General features: G+C 73.1%; 12 protein-coding genes, 1 tRNA gene and 1 pseudogene. 8 read left to right on the plus strand and 6 right to left on the minus strand.

The features are described from left to right. Nucleotides 1-376: 376 nt before the first annotated feature. The 3 genes from gltB to ACIQCH_RS11405 all read left to right on the plus strand — a co-directional run bounded on the left by gltB (nucleotide 377) and on the right by ACIQCH_RS11405 (nucleotide 7,436). On the plus strand, nucleotides 377-4,924 hold the full coding sequence (gene gltB, locus ACIQCH_RS11395; RefSeq protein WP_402580485.1) for a glutamate synthase large subunit: 4,548 nt from the start codon (nucleotides 377-379) through the stop codon (nucleotides 4,922-4,924). Next, nucleotides 4,917-6,380 carry a glutamate synthase subunit beta gene (locus ACIQCH_RS11400; protein WP_402580399.1) on the plus strand — a complete coding sequence of 488 codons (1,464 nt, stop codon included), beginning with the start codon at nucleotides 4,917-4,919 and terminating at the stop codon, nucleotides 6,378-6,380. Before gltB ends, ACIQCH_RS11400 begins: the two co-directional genes overlap by 8 nt. Nucleotides 6,381-6,695: 315 nt before the next feature. Beyond that, the gene (locus ACIQCH_RS11405) at nucleotides 6,696-7,436 is read left to right on the plus strand and encodes a hypothetical protein (RefSeq protein WP_402580401.1); all 741 of its coding nucleotides are present in this window, start codon (nucleotides 6,696-6,698) and stop codon (nucleotides 7,434-7,436) included. A 147-nt stretch (nucleotides 7,437-7,583) separates the two neighbouring features. Here the strand turns inward: ACIQCH_RS11405 and ACIQCH_RS11410 are convergent, their stop codons facing one another. Further along, nucleotides 7,584-8,114, minus strand: coding sequence for a pyridoxamine 5'-phosphate oxidase family protein (locus tag ACIQCH_RS11410; protein WP_402580403.1), 531 nt, complete (start codon nucleotides 8,112-8,114; stop codon nucleotides 7,584-7,586). A 212-nt stretch (nucleotides 8,115-8,326) separates the two neighbouring features. On the opposite strand from ACIQCH_RS11410, the gene ACIQCH_RS11415 reads away from it, so the two are divergent. Beyond that, nucleotides 8,327-9,049, plus strand: coding sequence for a glucose 1-dehydrogenase (locus ACIQCH_RS11415; RefSeq protein ID WP_402580405.1), 723 nt, complete (start codon nucleotides 8,327-8,329; stop codon nucleotides 9,047-9,049). 262 nt (nucleotides 9,050-9,311) lie between these two features. Here the strand turns inward: ACIQCH_RS11415 and ACIQCH_RS11420 are convergent, their stop codons facing one another. After that, entirely contained in the window at nucleotides 9,312-10,244 is a 933-nt protein-coding gene (locus tag ACIQCH_RS11420; protein ID WP_402580407.1) for a LysR family transcriptional regulator ArgP, read from the minus strand. Nucleotides 10,245-10,313: 69 nt separating this feature from the next. Here ACIQCH_RS11420 and ACIQCH_RS11425 point away from each other — a divergent pair, with 69 nt between their 5' ends. The 4 genes and pseudogenes from ACIQCH_RS11425 to ACIQCH_RS11440 all read left to right on the plus strand — a co-directional run. Beyond that, nucleotides 10,314-10,937 (plus strand): LysE/ArgO family amino acid transporter, encoded by a 624-nt coding sequence (locus ACIQCH_RS11425; RefSeq protein ID WP_402580409.1) that lies wholly within the window; start codon nucleotides 10,314-10,316, stop codon nucleotides 10,935-10,937. 133 nt (nucleotides 10,938-11,070) lie between these two features. Beyond that, the gene (locus ACIQCH_RS11430; RefSeq protein ID WP_402580411.1) at nucleotides 11,071-11,655 is read left to right on the plus strand and encodes a DUF6232 family protein; all 585 of its coding nucleotides are present in this window, start codon (nucleotides 11,071-11,073) and stop codon (nucleotides 11,653-11,655) included. Next, nucleotides 11,652-11,996, plus strand: coding sequence for a hypothetical protein (locus ACIQCH_RS11435; protein ID WP_402580413.1), 345 nt, complete (start codon nucleotides 11,652-11,654; stop codon nucleotides 11,994-11,996). Before ACIQCH_RS11430 ends, ACIQCH_RS11435 begins: the two co-directional genes overlap by 4 nt. 138 nt (nucleotides 11,997-12,134) lie before the next feature. Then, nucleotides 12,135-12,281: pseudogene (locus ACIQCH_RS11440) on the plus strand (hypothetical protein); the annotation flags it as partial. Here ACIQCH_RS11440 and ACIQCH_RS11445 read toward each other — a convergent pair. From ACIQCH_RS11445 to ACIQCH_RS11460, 4 genes are all read right to left on the minus strand, one after another. Continuing rightward, a complete protein-coding gene (locus ACIQCH_RS11445) occupies nucleotides 12,232-12,795 on the minus strand; it encodes a hypothetical protein (protein ID WP_402580415.1) in 564 nt (187 codons plus the stop codon). The pseudogene ACIQCH_RS11440 and the gene ACIQCH_RS11445 overlap by 50 nt on opposite strands. A 158-nt stretch (nucleotides 12,796-12,953) precedes the next feature. Next, nucleotides 12,954-13,712, minus strand: coding sequence for a class I SAM-dependent methyltransferase (locus tag ACIQCH_RS11450; protein ID WP_402580417.1), 759 nt, complete (start codon nucleotides 13,710-13,712; stop codon nucleotides 12,954-12,956). A 111-nt stretch (nucleotides 13,713-13,823) separates the two neighbouring features. Then, nucleotides 13,824-14,843, minus strand: coding sequence for a phosphotransferase family protein (locus tag ACIQCH_RS11455; RefSeq protein WP_402580419.1), 1,020 nt, complete (start codon nucleotides 14,841-14,843; stop codon nucleotides 13,824-13,826). A gap of 28 nt (nucleotides 14,844-14,871) precedes the next feature. Further along, nucleotides 14,872-14,946, minus strand: a tRNA-Leu gene (locus ACIQCH_RS11460). Between the last annotated feature and the right edge of the window lie 57 nt (nucleotides 14,947-15,003).

Genomic DNA, 15,003 nt, shown 5'->3' on the forward strand with positions numbered 1-15,003 from the left:
TCGCGCCACATGAGTATTCTGCGATAGTTCCGTTTCCCGGCCGTTTCGAATGCGTGTCGGCCGGGCATGACAGTCAGGCTCCCCCGGCGCATCCTGGGGGAAGCCCCCGTGGGCAATGAAGCCCACTCCTCAGTCGGGACCTCCGACCCGTGCTCCGCACCTGCGAAGGTCCTCCTTTTCTGCCTCGTGCAGTCCGCATGCTGGAATGCAGTATCCGGTTCCCGGGATTGCGGCCATCATGTAACCTGCACGCAATTTCGCAGAGGGCCAACGTCGTCCCTCGGCACATGCACATGCCACGACGACGACGGGAGAGCCGATGCGTTCCGCATCCACGCACTCCGCGACCGGCCCCAGCAGCACCGCCTGGTCGCCCATGGACGGTCGCCCCGCCCAGCAGGGCCTCTACGACCCGCGCAACGAGAAGGACGCCTGTGGCGTCGGTTTCGTGGCGAACCTCACCGGCGAGGTCAGCCACACCCTCGTTGAGCAGGCGCTGACCGTACTGCGGAACCTCGAGCACCGCGGCGCCACCGGCTCCGAGCCGGACTCCGGCGACGGCGCGGGCATCCTGTCCCAGGTTCCCGACGCGTTCCTGCGCGAGGTCGCGGGCTTCGAGCTCCCCGAGGCCGGCGCGTACGCCGTCGGCATCGCCTTCCTCCCCGCCGCCACCGACGGCGACGGCTCCGCACAGGCCGCCGCCGTCGAGAAGATCGAGGCCATCGCCGCCGAGGAGGACCTGACGGTCCTCGGCTGGCGCGACGTCCCGGTCACCCCGGACCTGCTCGGCAACGGCGCCCGCGCCACCATGCCGGCCTTCCGCCAGCTCTTCGTGAGCAACGGGACCAGCGGCCTGGAGCTGGACCGCAAGGCGTTCGTGCTGCGCAAGCGCGCCGAGCGCGAGGCCGCCACCTACTTCCCGTCGCTGTCGGCCCGCACCATCGTCTACAAGGGCATGCTGACCACCGGCCAGCTGGAGCCCTTCTTCCCGGACCTCTCCGACCGCCGCTTCGCCTCGGCGATCGCCCTGGTCCACTCGCGGTTCTCGACCAACACCTTCCCGAGCTGGCCGCTCGCCCACCCGTACCGCTTCGTCGCCCACAACGGCGAGATCAACACGGTCAAGGGCAACCGCAACTGGATGCGCGCCCGCGAGTCCCAGCTGGCCTCGGACCTCTTCGGCGAGAACCTGGAGCGGATCTTCCCGATCTGCACCCCGGACGCCTCCGACTCCGCCTCCTTCGACGAGGTCCTGGAGCTGCTCCACCTCGGCGGCCGCTCGCTGCCCCACGCGGTGCTGATGATGATCCCCGAGGCGTGGGAGAACCACACCTCCATGGACCCGGCCCGCAAGGCCTTCTACCAGTTCCACTCCACGATGATGGAGCCCTGGGACGGCCCGGCCTGCGTCACCTTCACCGACGGCACCCAGGTCGGCGCGGTCCTCGACCGCAACGGTCTGCGCCCCGGCCGCTACTGGGTCACCGACGACGACTTCGTCGTGCTCTCCTCCGAGGTCGGCGTCCTCGACATCGACCCCGCCAAGGTCGTCCGCAAGGGCCGCCTGCAGCCCGGCAAGATGTTCCTCGTCGACACCGCCGCCAAGCGGATCATCGAGGACGACGAGATCAAGGCCGCGCTCGCGGCCGAGGCCCCGTACGCCGAGTGGCTGGAGGCCGGCGAGATCGAGCTCGAGGACCTCCCCGAGCGCGAGCACATCGTCCACACCCACGCCTCGGTCACCCGCCGCCAGCAGACCTTCGGCTACACCGAGGAGGAGCTCCGCGTCCTCCTGGCCCCGATGGCCCGCACCGGCGCCGAGCCGATCGGCTCCATGGGCACGGACTCCCCGATCGCGGCCCTCTCCGAGCGCCCGCGCCTGCTGTTCGACTACTTCACCCAGCTGTTCGCGCAGGTCACCAACCCGCCGCTGGACGCCATCCGCGAGGAGCTCGTCACCTCGCTGCGCTCGCACATCGGCCCGCAGTCCAACCTGCTGGACCCGACCGCCGCGACCTGCCGCAACGTCCTGCTGCCGTTCCCGGTGATCGACAACGACGAGCTGGCCAAGCTCATCCACATCAACGCCGACGGCGACCTGCCGGGCCTCAAGGCCGTCACGCTCTCCGGCCTCTACCGCGTCAGCGGCGCCGGCGAGTCCCTGGCCGCCCGCCTCGAGGCCATCTGCGCCGAGGCCGACGCGGCCATCGAGGGCGGCGCCCGCCTGCTGGTCCTCTCCGACCGGCACTCCGACGCCGAGCACGCGCCGATCCCGTCGCTGCTGCTCACCTCCGCCGTCCACCACCACCTCATCCGCACCAAGCAGCGCACCCAGGTGGGCCTGCTGGTCGAGGCCGGCGACGTCCGCGAGGTCCACCACGTCGCGCTGCTCATCGGCTACGGCGCCGCCGCCGTCAACCCGTACCTGGCCATGGAGTCGGTCGAGGACCTGCTGCGGGCCGGCACCTTCATCGAGGGCATCGAGCCCGAGAAGGCCATCAAGAACCTGATCTACGCCCTCGGCAAGGGCGTCCTGAAGGTCATGTCCAAGATGGGCATCTCGACCGTCGCCTCCTACCGCGGCGCGCAGGTCTTCGAGGCCGTCGGCCTGGACGAGGCCTTCGTCGAGAAGTACTTCAACGGCACCGCCACCAAGATCGGCGGCGCCGACCTGGAGGTCGTCGCCAAGGAGGTCGCCGCCCGGCACGCCAAGGCCTACCCGGCCTCCGGCATCGCCCCGGCGCACCGCGCGCTGGAGATCGGCGGCGAGTACCAGTGGCGCCGCGAGGGCGAGCCGCACCTGTTCGACCCGGAGACGGTCTTCCGCCTCCAGCACGCCACCCGCAACCGCCGGTACGACATCTTCAAGAAGTACACGGACCGGGTGAACGAGCAGTCCGAGCGCCTGATGACGCTCCGCGGCCTGTTCAGCTTCAGGTCCGACCGCCCGTCGATCTCCGTCGACGAGGTCGAGCCGGTCTCCGAGATCGTCAAGCGCTTCTCCACGGGCGCCATGTCGTACGGCTCCATCTCCCAGGAGGCGCACGAGACCCTCGCGGTCGCCATGAACCAGCTGGGCGGCAAGTCCAACACCGGTGAGGGCGGCGAGGACCCGGAGCGCCTGTACGACCCGGCCCGCCGGTCCGCCATCAAGCAGGTCGCCTCCGGCCGCTTCGGCGTCACCAGCGAGTACCTGGTCAACGCGGACGACATCCAGATCAAGATGGCCCAGGGCGCCAAGCCCGGCGAGGGCGGCCAGCTGCCCGGCCACAAGGTCTACCCGTGGGTGGCCAAGACCCGGCACTCGACCCCGGGCGTCGGCCTGATCTCCCCGCCGCCGCACCACGACATCTACTCCATCGAGGACCTGGCGCAGCTGATCCACGACCTCAAGAACGCCAACCCGGTCGCGCGCATCCACGTGAAGCTCGTCTCCGAGGTCGGCGTCGGCACGGTCGCCGCGGGCGTCTCCAAGGCGCACGCGGACGTGGTCCTCATCTCCGGCCACGACGGCGGTACGGGCGCCTCGCCGCTCACCTCGCTCAAGCACGCGGGCGGCCCCTGGGAGCTCGGCCTGGCCGAGACCCAGCAGACCCTGCTGCTCAACGGCCTGCGCGACCGGATCGTCGTCCAGACCGACGGCCAGCTCAAGACCGGCCGCGACGTCGTCATCGCCGCCCTGCTGGGCGCCGAGGAGTTCGGCTTCGCGACCGCCCCGCTGGTGGTCTCCGGCTGCGTGATGATGCGCGTCTGCCACCTGGACACCTGCCCGGTCGGCATCGCCACCCAGAACCCGGTGCTGCGCGAGCGCTTCTCCGGCAAGGCCGAGTTCGTCGTGAACTTCTTCGAGTTCATCGCCGAGGAGGTCCGCGAGCTGCTGGCCGAGCTGGGCTTCCGTACGCTCGAGGAGGCCGTCGGCCACGCCGAGCTGCTGGACACCACCGAGGCCGTCAGCCACTGGAAGGCGCAGGGCCTGGACCTGGAGCCGCTCTTCCACGTGCCCGAGCTGCCCGCGGGCGCGGTCCGCCACGCCCTGGTCGAGCAGGACCACGGCCTGGCGAAGGCCCTGGACAACGACCTGATCAAGCTGGCGGCCGACGCGCTGAACGCGGAGTCCGCCGAGGCGGCCCAGCCGGTCCGCGCCCAGGTCGCGATCCGCAACATCAACCGGACCGTCGGCACCATGCTCGGCCACGAGGTCACCAAGCGGTTCGGCGGTGCGGGCCTGCCCGCCGACACCATCGACCTGACCTTCACGGGTTCGGCCGGCCAGTCCTTCGGCGCCTTCGTGCCCAAGGGCGTCACCCTCCGCCTGGAGGGCGACGCGAACGACTACGTCGGCAAGGGCCTGTCCGGCGGCCGCATCGTGGTCCGCCCGGACCGCGCCGCCGAGCACCTCGCCGAGTACAGCACCATCGCCGGCAACACGATCGGCTACGGCGCCACCGGCGGCGAGATGTTCCTGCGCGGCCGCACCGGCGAGCGCTTCTGCGTCCGCAACTCCGGCGCCCTGGTGGTCTCCGAGGGCGTGGGCGACCACGGCTGCGAGTACATGACCGGCGGCCGCGCGGTGGTCCTCGGCGAGACGGGCCGCAACTTCGCGGCCGGCATGTCCGGCGGTGTCGCGTACGTGATCGACCTCGACCGCGACAACGTCAACGTCGGCAACCTGGAGGCCGTCGAGGCCCTGGGCGACGACGACAAGCAGTGGCTGCACGACGTGGTGCGCCGCCACCACGAGGAGACCGGCTCCACGGTCGCCGCGAAGCTCCTCGACGAGTGGTCCGTCGCCGTGGACCGCTTCAGCAAGATCATCCCGACCACGTACAAGGCTGTGCTCGCCGCCAAGGACGCCGCTGAGCGGGCCGGACTCTCCGAGTCCGAGACCACCGAGAAGATGATGGAGGCGGCGACCCATGGCTGACCCGAAGGGCTTCCTCACCACCACCCGCCAGACCGCCTGCTCCCGCCCCGTCGAGGAGCGGCTGAAGGACTGGAACGAGGTCTACGTCCCCGGCTCCCTGCTGCCGATCATCAGCAAGCAGGCCGGCCGCTGCATGGACTGCGGCATCCCGTTCTGCCACAACGGCTGCCCGCTCGGGAACCTGATCCCCGAGTGGAACGACTTCGCGTACCGCGAGGACTGGGGCGCCGCGTCCGAGCGGCTGCACGCCACCAACAACTTCCCGGAGTTCACCGGCCGCCTGTGCCCGGCTCCGTGCGAGTCGGCGTGCGTGCTCGGCATCAACCAGCCGGCCGTCACCATCAAGAACGTCGAGGTCTCGATCATCGACAAGGCGTGGGACAGCGGGGACGTCACCCCGCAGGCCCCCGAGCGCCTGTCGGGCAAGACCGTCGCCGTGATCGGCTCGGGCCCGGCCGGCCTGGCCGCCGCCCAGCAGCTGACCCGGGCCGGCCACACCGTGGTCGTGTACGAGCGCGCCGACCGCATCGGCGGCCTGCTGCGCTACGGCATCCCCGAGTTCAAGATGGAGAAGCGGCACATCAACCGCCGCATCGAGCAGATGCGCGCGGAGGGCACCAAGTTCCGCACCGGCGTCGAGGTCGGCCGCGACATCACCGCCACGGACCTGCGCAAGCGGTTCGACGGCGTGGTCATCGCCGCCGGCGCCACGGTCTCCCGCGACCTGCCGGTGCCGGGCCGGGAGCTGAACGGCATCCACTTCGCGATGGAGTACCTGCCGCTGGCCAACAAGGTGCAGGAGGGCGACTTCGTGGCGCCCCCCATCACCGCCGAGGGCAAGCACGTGGTCGTCATCGGCGGCGGCGACACCGGCGCGGACTGCGTCGGCACCGCCCACCGCCAGGGCGCGGCCTCGGTCACCCAGCTGGAGATCATGCCCCGCCCGAACGAGGAGCGGAACGCGACCTCCCAGCCCTGGCCGACCTTCCCGATGCTGTACAAGGTCACCTCGGCGCACGAGGAGGGCGGCGAGCGGATCTACTCCGTCTCCACCACCCACTTCGAGGGCGACGAGGACGGCAACGTCCAGTGGCTGCACCTCGTCGAGGTCGAGTTCGTGGACGGCAAGCTGGTCCAGCGCGAGGGCACCGAGCGGAAGATCCCGGCGCAGCTGGTCACCCTGGCCATGGGCTTCACCGGCACCGACCAGGCCAACGGCCTCGTCGAGCAGTTCGGCCTGGGGCTGGACGAGCGGGGCAACATCGCCCGCGACGCCTCGTACGCCACCAACGTCGACGGCGTCTTCGTCGCCGGTGACGCGGGCCGCGGTCAGTCCCTGATCGTGTGGGCCATCGCCGAGGGCCGCTCCGCGGCCCGCGGCGTGGACCGCTTCCTGACCGGCACGAGCACCCTGCCCTACCCGGTCAAGCCCACGGACCGCGCGCTCGCGGTCTGACGCAGCACCCGCAGTACCCGCCCCCTCCCGGGGCGACCCCTCATACGGTCCGTACAACGACGTACGGCACTCGACACGGCGCCCGCCCGTCCCCGACCGGACCCGCGGGCGCCGTGGCGTGTCCGGGGCCGCGCGGCCCCGAACCCGTGGTGCGGCCCCGTCCGTTCGCCGTCCGCACGATGCCCCGCGCCGCTAGACTCGGCGCCCTCCGAAGGGCGGGGCGGTATGAGCACGACATGTCCGCGGTGCGGCGGTGCGGGGCGGCGACCGGTGGCTCCGGGGCGCTGGGAGTGCACCGGCACCGTCCAGCGAGTCGTGACGACCGTGATCCCCGATCCGTTCAACCCCCCGTACCCCCGGCCGGTCCACCAGACCGTGACCGCCGTCTGCGGGAACCGCTACGACGCCGCGGCGGACGGGGACGCGCCGGTGGACGCGGAGCTCTGCCCGTGCGGCAACTACGCCGAGCGGCCGTGCGCGGACTGCGGTACCCCGACCTGCCGGGACGACGGCACGCGGACGGACGGCGGGTTCGTGTGCGCGAAGGACGCGGCGGACCGCCACCGGAGCGCCCGGGAGGTCGAGGCCGCACGGCGGGCGGAGCAGGCCGAGGAGGAACGCCGGCGGCAGGTCCTGGAGGAGGCCAGGCGGGCCGCCCTTCCCGCCGCCACCCTCAAGCAGGTGCGCGAGTACCTCCGCTGGCACGGGATGGGCCCGCATCCCGATCTGTGGCGGGCGTACCGGCTGCCGGACCTGTCCGCACGCCGGTTCGGGCGGGTGGTCCGCCGCGCCATGAAGGAGCAGTGCCTCCTCGGCGCCGCCCGGATCCGCCGCAGGGCATGGTTCCGCGCAGTGGGCTGGGCGATGGACGGCGTCGGGACGGAGCCGGGCTGGCTGGTCTCCCGGTGGGGGCGCGTCTACCGGATCAGCGCGGAGCGTCCCTGCCGCGTGGTGCGCCGGGTGCCGGCGGCGGAGCCCGTGCCTGCCTCCGTACTGGGGTCCTTCATGGGCGGCTCCCGGTACTGGCGGGAGTACACCCCGCCCGACCTGCGCTGAGAGGTACCCGCGCGGGTACCGCGCGTGCGCCGGCGGAGGCGGCGGGGGCCGGCGTCGGATGCCGCCGGCCTGCCCGGCCTGCCCGGCCTGCCCGGCCTGGCCGTCACGACCAGCGCGGTCGTCGCGCCGGCTGCGCCGGGGGGTCGGTCAGGACTCGGGGGACTCGGGGGCCTCGCGGGCGGGTTCCTCGTCGTTGCCGCGGCGGAGGGTGTGCTTGGGGGAGCCCGGGTGCCAGGTGGTGACGACGAGTTCGTCGGCGTCCTGGTCGACCGTGATGCGGACGACCTCGGTCAGTTCCGTCCGGAACACGTGGTCGGGGTGCACCTCGCCGGACTCCTCGGCCTCCTCCGCGTACCGGTGCAGCTCGGGCGGCTCGGTGACCTCGACCGCGCGCCCGGAGATCCGTACGTCCCCCTCGGGCATCGCGTCGTCCGGACCCGGGTTGGAGTGCAGCGCGAAGCGCGGGTCGCGGCGCAGGTCGTGCGCCTTGAGCGAGCCCGGCATCATGCCCAGCCACAGCTCCCCGCCCCGGATCTCCACGTTCAGGCCGGTCAGCCGGGGCGAACCGTCCTTGCGGAGGGTGGCCAGCACGTGGTGCGGGTATGCGGCGAAGCGGGCCCGTACCGCCTCGGAGAACTCCGGTTCGGCCTTTTCGAAGTCTGCCCAGTTGTCGGTCATGGAGCCATGAAAGCGCGTGCCGCCGCGAAGTGGGGTCAGCCGCGTGCGATCCCGGCGTGCCGGTCCGCCGGCGGCCTGCCGAGGCCACTGCGCTCGGGCCGATCGCGCGGTCGGGTCCGGCGGCGCTGCCGTTCGTCTTCCCAGTCCGCGGAGCTTCGTATATGACTAATCGTCATATCTGACGGTCCGTTCTGTGGGGGAGTGGAAGACGGATGATCTCGCTGGACGGCAAGGTGGTCGTCATCACCGGCGCCGCACGCGGTCAGGGCGCGGCCGAGGCGGCCCGGTGCGCCGAGGCCGGCGCCCGGATCGTCGTCACCGACCTCCGCGAGGCCGAGGGCGCCGAGGTCGCGCGGTCCCTGGGCGGTCGCGGTCTGTACGTGCGCCACGACGTGGCCCGCGAGGACGGCTGGGCGGAGGTGGTGGAGCGGACCCTGGAGGCGTACGGGCGGATCGACGCCCTGGTCAACAACGCGGCCCTGTGGCGCACCGCGTCCGTCGAGCACGAGACGCGCGAGAACTTCGAGCGGCTGCTGGCCGTCAACCTGCTGGGGCCGTTCCTCGGCATGCAGGCCGTCCTGCCCGCCCTGAAGGAGGCCGGCGGCGGCGCGATCGTGAACGTGTCGTCCCTCGCCGGCCTGGTCGGCCTGCGCGGCCACGCCGCCTACGGGTCCACCAAGTTCGGGCTGCGCGGCCTGACCCGGTCCGGTGCGCTGGACCTCGCTCCGCACCGGATCAGGGTGAACTCCGTGCACCCCGGCGCCATCGACACCCCGATGATCGCGGCGGTCGCGGACAAGGACTGGTCGCACGTGCCGCTCGGCCGGATGGGGCACCCCGGCGAGGTCGCCGACCTGGTCCTCTTCCTCGTCTCGGACGCGTCCTCGTACGTCACGGGTGCCGAGTTCACGGTGGACGGGGGTCAGAGCGCGTAGGGCGCGAAGGGCCCGGCGCGGGTGGGGGCCGGGTGGGGGCGGGCTACGCGGAGGTGCTGGCGGACCGGCCAGTCGGCCGCCGCCGCAGAGCCAGATGTCCAGCCCCCGCTCCGCCTTGAGCGTGCGGACCCGGGCGAGCGGGTCCGCGCCTCGGGCCGCGCCCGGTGGGCGGTACGGGCCGCGGTACCCGGACCGACGAGGACCGCCGACCCGGACCCGGACCGGGCTGGGACCGGCCGCCGCGCTAGGACCGGCCGCCGCGCTAGGACCGGCCGCCGCGCTGGGAGCGGCCGCCGGGCGGGGGCAGCAGCGCCTCGGCGGCGGCCGCCGCGACGGCCCCGGCGACGGCGGCCAGGGCGGGCGAGTCCAGCTTCCACTGCTGCCAGTACAGGGGTACGTCCATGGGCCGGTCGGGCGCCAGCTCCACCAGCCGGCCGGACCGCAGCAGCGGCACGGCCTGCGGCTCGGGAACCAGCCCCCATCCGAACCCGGCGGCCACCGCGTCCCGGAAGCCGTCCGAGGTGGGCACCAGGTGGCGGATCGGCCCGGCCTGCGCACGTCCCCGGGTGAGGGACCGCACGAACGCGTCCTGGAGCTCGTCGCGCCGGTCGAAGACCACGAGCGGGGCCTCCCGCAGGTCCGCGGCCAGGGTCCCGGTCAGATGCCGGGCGACGAACTCCGGTGCGGCCGCGGCCAGGTAGCGGGCCGCCCCCAGCGGCCGTACGGTGCAGCCGGCCACCGGGTCGGGCGAGGAGGTGACGGCGGCCATCACCCGGCCCTCGCGCAGCAGGGCGGTGGTGTGGGACTCGTCCTCCCGGTGCAGCTCGAAGCAGATCGGCGGATCCTGAGGCACCCGGGTCAGGGCCGGCAGGAACCAGGTGGCGAGCGAGTCGGCGTTCACCGCGATCGGCACCCGGGCCGGGCCCTGGTCCCCGGCCAGTCCCAGTTCGGCGCGGGCGTCCTGCTCCAGTCGGGCCAGTTGCCGGGCGAACCGCACCACCACCTCGCCCGACTCGGTGGGCCGTACCGGCTTGCCGCGCATCAGCAGTACCCGCCCGGTGCGCTGCTCCAGCGCCTTGACGCGCTGGCTGACGGCGGAGGGGGTCACGTGCAGCACGGCGGCCGCGGCGTCGAAGGTGCCCTCGTCGACCACCGCGAGCAGCGTCTGGACCTGGTCCAGCGGAAGCTCGTCCATAAGTACGGCTAAGGGTACTTAAGAATCTTTAGCTGTACTCACTTCCGCACGGTGCTTACGGTCGACCTCATGACCAGCAGCATCCTCGCCGCCGCCGTCGCCGGTTTCGGCACCGGACTCTCCTTGATCGTGGCCATCGGGGCGCAGAACGCCTTCGTCCTGCGCCAGGGCGCCCGCCGGCACGCCGTCCTCGCGGTGGTCGCCATCTGCGCCGTCTCCGACGCGGTGCTGATCGCGCTCGGCGTGGCCGGCGTCGGCGCGGTGGTCACGGCGTGGCCGGCCGCCCTGACCGCGGTGGGTCTGGCGGGCGGCGCGTTCCTGCTCTGCTACGGCGTCCTGGCGGCCCGGCGGGTGCTGCGCCCGGACCCGGCCGCCGCGCTCACGTCGTCCGGGCCGGCGGCGGGCTCCGCCCGGCGGGCGGTCCTGACCTGCCTGGCGATGACCTGGCTGAACCCGCACGTCTACCTCGACACCGTGCTCCTGCTCGGCTCGCTCGCCTCCGACCGCGGCGACCTGCGCTGGGCCTTCGGCGCGGGCGCGGCCCTGGCCAGCCTGGGCTGGTTCTTCACCCTGGGCTTCGGCGCCCGGCTGCTGAGCGGCGTCCTGTCCCGCCCGAAGGCCTGGCGGGTCCTGGACGGCCTGGTCGCGGCGACGATGCTGGCCATGGGCGGCATGCTGGTCGCGGGAGCGTAGCCCCCCGCCTCGGGGCAGACTTCCGGCCGCCGTGGCGGGAATGGCCGTATCTCGGCTGCCTCCCCGTCCCCCGGAGGCGCTTAATGGAGCCCCGCGGCGCGCGTGCGCCGGTCAAGGGGAACGGGGGACGCACATGGACGTCAAAGGAACCGTCGGGCCACCGCCACCGTCCGAGCCGCCGGCGCAGCCGGCACAGCTGCTGCAGTCGCGAGGCAAGCGGCGGATGCTGGTCCTCAAGGTCGACGGCCGGATGCTCTGGGTGGGCTCGGCGGCCCTGCCGCTGCACAACATCACCTGGGTCGACGCGTTCCGATCGGGACCCCGGTGGGGTACGACGTTCGTCCGCTTCCTGAAGTGGGAGGCGGCCGCCATCGTCCTGGTCTACGCCGCGGCCTACGTCGCGAACGGCGGCAGCACCGGCGAGCGCGGCCCCGGACCGCTCCCCGTCCTGGTGCCCCTGCTCGTCTTCGTCCTGAAGCTGTTCGAGCAGTCCAAACCGGTGCTGGCCGTCGAGACCGCCGGCGGCTCCGCGGTGCTCGTGACCCTGCCGAGCATGGACGAGCTGCGGCGGATCGCCGGACAGATCGTGCACGCGATCGACCATCCTGACGCCGAGTTCACGGCGGTCGTACAGCAGCTCAACAGCAACAACACCAATAACTACGGTCCCGTCGTCCACATGCAGGGCGGGCGGGGGAACACGGGGTTCAAGCTGTGAGCGACGCGTCGAACTACTACGGCCCCGTGGTCAACATGCACGGCGGCCGCGAGAACATCGGCATCAACTACGGCACGGCGGGCGGCCCCGCCCGGGACACCGAGCTGGGCGCCGCCGTCGAGGAGCTGACCCGCCTCCTCGGCGAGCTGCGCCGGCACCTCTCGCCCGAGCAGGAGCGGACCGTCGACGAGGCCCTGCCCGAACTCGTCCCCGACCGCACCGCCCTGCGCCGCAACGGCCTCGTCCTGGCGTCCGTCGCACAGATCGCCGCCGCCGTCGGCGCGGTCGGCCAGCCCGTCGCCGACGCCGTGGGCCGGCTGCTCGGGCTGCTCGCCCAGTAGGGCTTTGTCAGCTGGTCTCGTCACTTCGGGTGTCTGGTAGTTCGCTGGCCGTATGAGGGCTGGGGAGCTTGCTGCGGTGCGGGGTCGGTTGGAGGAGTTCACCTCCGAGGTGTTCGCGCCTGGCAGCGCGCCCTGGACATGCTCGACGAACTCGCAGGGATCGGGCTGCGGCCTGCTGCGGTGGTCGCGGACACCGGATACGGAGCGAACGCCGACTTCCGCCGCGGCCTGGAGCCTAGTGGTGGTCGAGCCAGCGGCGTGCCGCCACGCTCAGCGGCAGGTCGTTCGGTTCGCCCATATCGTCCATGGAGCCGTCCGTCAGCCACTCCGCCCAGCGGCGGAGGACCTGCGAACGGTGCGGCGCCTTCAGCACCGAGGTGCTGATCGCGTGCTCCCACGTCGTGGCGAAGCACAGCACGTTCCCGTCGAGCGACAGCATGCCGAACTCGGGCCGGTAGGGGGCGCTGCCGAGCAGCCCGTCAGCGCCCTTGCCCATGATGTCCCACTCGCTCTGCAGCTCGACGCAGTGCCATCGCGAGAGGCGGTCCCGGCCGGGGCTGAGGGCGATCAGGAACCTGCGGTCGGTCTCGGAGAAGAGTCCTCCTTCGACCGCCAGCCGGTACCAGTCGGCGTTCGCCTTCTCCTGGAGGAGCGGATCGAGGAAGTCCCTCAAGACCTCGACGCGCCCGTCCTCGAACGGGACGCTCGGCGCCTGTCCGGTGACGGTGGGCGGAACGAGCCCGTCGGGCGCGGTCCACTCCTCCACGATGCGCAGCCCCGCCGCGGTGAGAGACTTCATGAACCCCATCATGCAGTCTCCGCTGATCAGCACGCGGGGCAGGGCGGTGCTGGGTTCGCGCCTGGGCCGTTGCCGCCCGTTACGGCAGACGCGGCTATGCGTTGGGCACCACTTCGGCCGCGTTTCCCCAGGTCAAACCGCGAAGTACTGCTGGAGTACTAGGACCTGTCCGCGGGGCGGACCGCGACGGAGACGGTGGTGACGTACGGCTCGTCCAGCCCGCCGTCGGGGAAGTGCCGCAGCAGGTGCGCGCGCTCCGTCGCCAGGAACTCCGCCCCGCGGGCCTCGCCGAGCACGATGAACGCCGAATGCGTGGCCAGCTTCGCCAGGTGGAAGTCGATCGAGACCCGGCGCGACCAACGCAGTTCCCGGGTGCGCCAGGAGAGACCGGCCGGCAGGGTGCGGTCGGAGATGTAGTAGCCCTCGCCGAACCGTGCCGCGATCCGGGCCTGCTGCTCGGCCACCCACGGCACGGCCGGGTCGGGGTCGTTCCACCACAGCGCGAGGACGCCGCCGGGCCGCAGCACCCGCAGCGCCGAGGGCACGGCGCGCGCCGGGTCGGTCCAGTGCCAGGACTGGGCGTACGCGACCAGGTCCAGCGAGCCGTCCGCCAGCGGCAGCCGGTTGCCGTCGCCGCGCACCAGCGGCACGTCCGGCAGCTCGCGCCGGAACTGCTCCGCCATCCCGGCCCCCGGCTCCACCCCGGTCACCCGTGCCCCGCGCTCGCGCAGCGCCCGGGCGGCCAGCCCGGTGCCGGTGCCCACGTCGGCCACCCGGGCCCCGGCCAGCCGCAGCCCGCCGAACTCCTCCACGGTGTCGAAGACGCCCGCCGGGTACTCCGGCCGGTACGCGGCGTACGCGCGCGCGGCCCGACCGAAGGCCAGGGCCCGCTCGGCGGCGGGGATGTCGTAGGTCATGGTCCGACTATCGCGCGGGATCCCGCCCGGGAACAGGGCGCGTCGCGGCGGTGCCGGGCGTGTCCTCGGGCGGCGGGCCGGGGTCCCGGCGCACCGGGGACGACGGGCGCGTCACCCGGCGGGCCGGTGCGCCGGAACGGGGCGCGTCGTCCTCGGCCACCGTGCCACCACGGCCGCCCGCAGCGCCGCGCAGTACCCGCCCAGGGCGCGCAGGTCCGCTGCTCCGCCGGCCAGGTCGGCCACCACGCCGAGCCGGTGCGCCAGCCGCTGGCGGGCGCCGGCCGTGCCCCAGGTCCAGTCGCGGGCCGGCAGCCGCTCCAGGTGCTCGCCCCCGCCGGTCCGCCGGGCCCGCGGCACCAGCGCGTCCCCGAGGATCAGCCACCCGGCGCACGCGTCGGTGAGGTCGCCCTCCAGGGGCGCGATCCGCCGGTACGCCGCCTCGGCGCGCGCCACCAGGGCGGGCGCGGGGGCGGTCACGCACCAGCAGGTGGGGAAGCCGATGCGCAGGTAGGCCAGTTCGGTCGCGCCGCTGCCGACGGAGGCCTGCTCGAAGTCCACGAAGCGAACGCCGTCGGGGGTGTGCAGGTCGTTGCCCGGGCACGGGTCGCCGTGCAGCAGGGCACTGCCGGGAGCCTCGGCGAGGCGCTGCACCAGGGCCGCGAGCTGCGTCCGCACGTCCGGGCCGGCCGGTACGCCCAGCCGTCCGCCGAGCGCGACGAAGGCCTCGGCGTCCTGCGGGCCGGGCCCGAGCAGGCGGGGGAGCAGGGCCGGGTCGACGGGACTGGTGTGCAGGCGCGCGAGGGACTCGGCGTACCCGACGATCCAGTCGGGGGCGGGGGTCGCGTGGTCCAGGTGCTCCAGGACGAGGACCCGCCGCTCGGGGTCGGTGGCGAGCAGTTCCGGGACGACACCGGACGCGGCGGCCGCGCGCAGGGCGGCGGTCTCGCGCCGGTAGCGGCCCTCGGGGTCGTCGTCCCCCACGGCCTGCTTGACGACGGCGGAGCGGCCGCCGTGCGCCACGAGCTCCACGCGCCAGACGCGGGAGCGGGGGCTGCTGGCCAGCTTGCGGGCACCGCGCACCGGGCCGAGCCGGTCGCGCAGGGCGTCTCCGTACGGTAGTGCCGGGCGCATGCGGCGGCCTTCCACGGATGGGTTCGGGGGCGGGGCGGCCGGATTCGAACCGGCGTCCTCCGAGATGCTGTCGCGGCGCACTACCTCTGTGCTACGACCCCGCCTTGACCGGAAGCCTAGGTGGTGTCCCACGGCGCGCCAAACCCTTTTCCGGCGGCGG

This window comes from Streptomyces sp. NPDC093225, from assembly GCF_044753805.1.
Taxonomy (GTDB): domain Bacteria; phylum Actinomycetota; class Actinomycetes; order Streptomycetales; family Streptomycetaceae; genus Streptomyces.

Bases quoted from the DNA above. Each gene is read 5' to 3' on its own strand.
- ACIQCH_RS11415 (WP_402580405.1), top strand. From the start codon at position 8,327: ATGATCTCGCTGGACGGCAAGGTGGTCGTCATCACCGGCGCCGCACGC.
- ACIQCH_RS11400 (WP_402580399.1), top strand. From the start codon at position 4,917: ATGGCTGACCCGAAGGGCTTCCTCACCACCACCCGCCAGACCGCCTGC.
- ACIQCH_RS11455 (WP_402580419.1), bottom strand. From the start codon at position 14,843: ATGCGCCCGGCACTACCGTACGGAGACGCCCTGCGCGACCGGCTCGGC.
- gltB (WP_402580485.1), top strand. From the start codon at position 377: ATGGACGGTCGCCCCGCCCAGCAGGGCCTCTACGACCCGCGCAACGAG.
- ACIQCH_RS11430 (WP_402580411.1), top strand. From the start codon at position 11,071: ATGGACGTCAAAGGAACCGTCGGGCCACCGCCACCGTCCGAGCCGCCG.
- ACIQCH_RS11425 (WP_402580409.1), top strand. From the start codon at position 10,314: ATGACCAGCAGCATCCTCGCCGCCGCCGTCGCCGGTTTCGGCACCGGA.
- ACIQCH_RS11410 (WP_402580403.1), bottom strand. From the start codon at position 8,114: ATGACCGACAACTGGGCAGACTTCGAAAAGGCCGAACCGGAGTTCTCC.
- ACIQCH_RS11445 (WP_402580415.1), bottom strand. From the start codon at position 12,795: ATGAAGTCTCTCACCGCGGCGGGGCTGCGCATCGTGGAGGAGTGGACC.
- ACIQCH_RS11450 (WP_402580417.1), bottom strand. From the start codon at position 13,712: ATGACCTACGACATCCCCGCCGCCGAGCGGGCCCTGGCCTTCGGTCGG.
- ACIQCH_RS11420 (WP_402580407.1), bottom strand. From the start codon at position 10,244: ATGGACGAGCTTCCGCTGGACCAGGTCCAGACGCTGCTCGCGGTGGTC.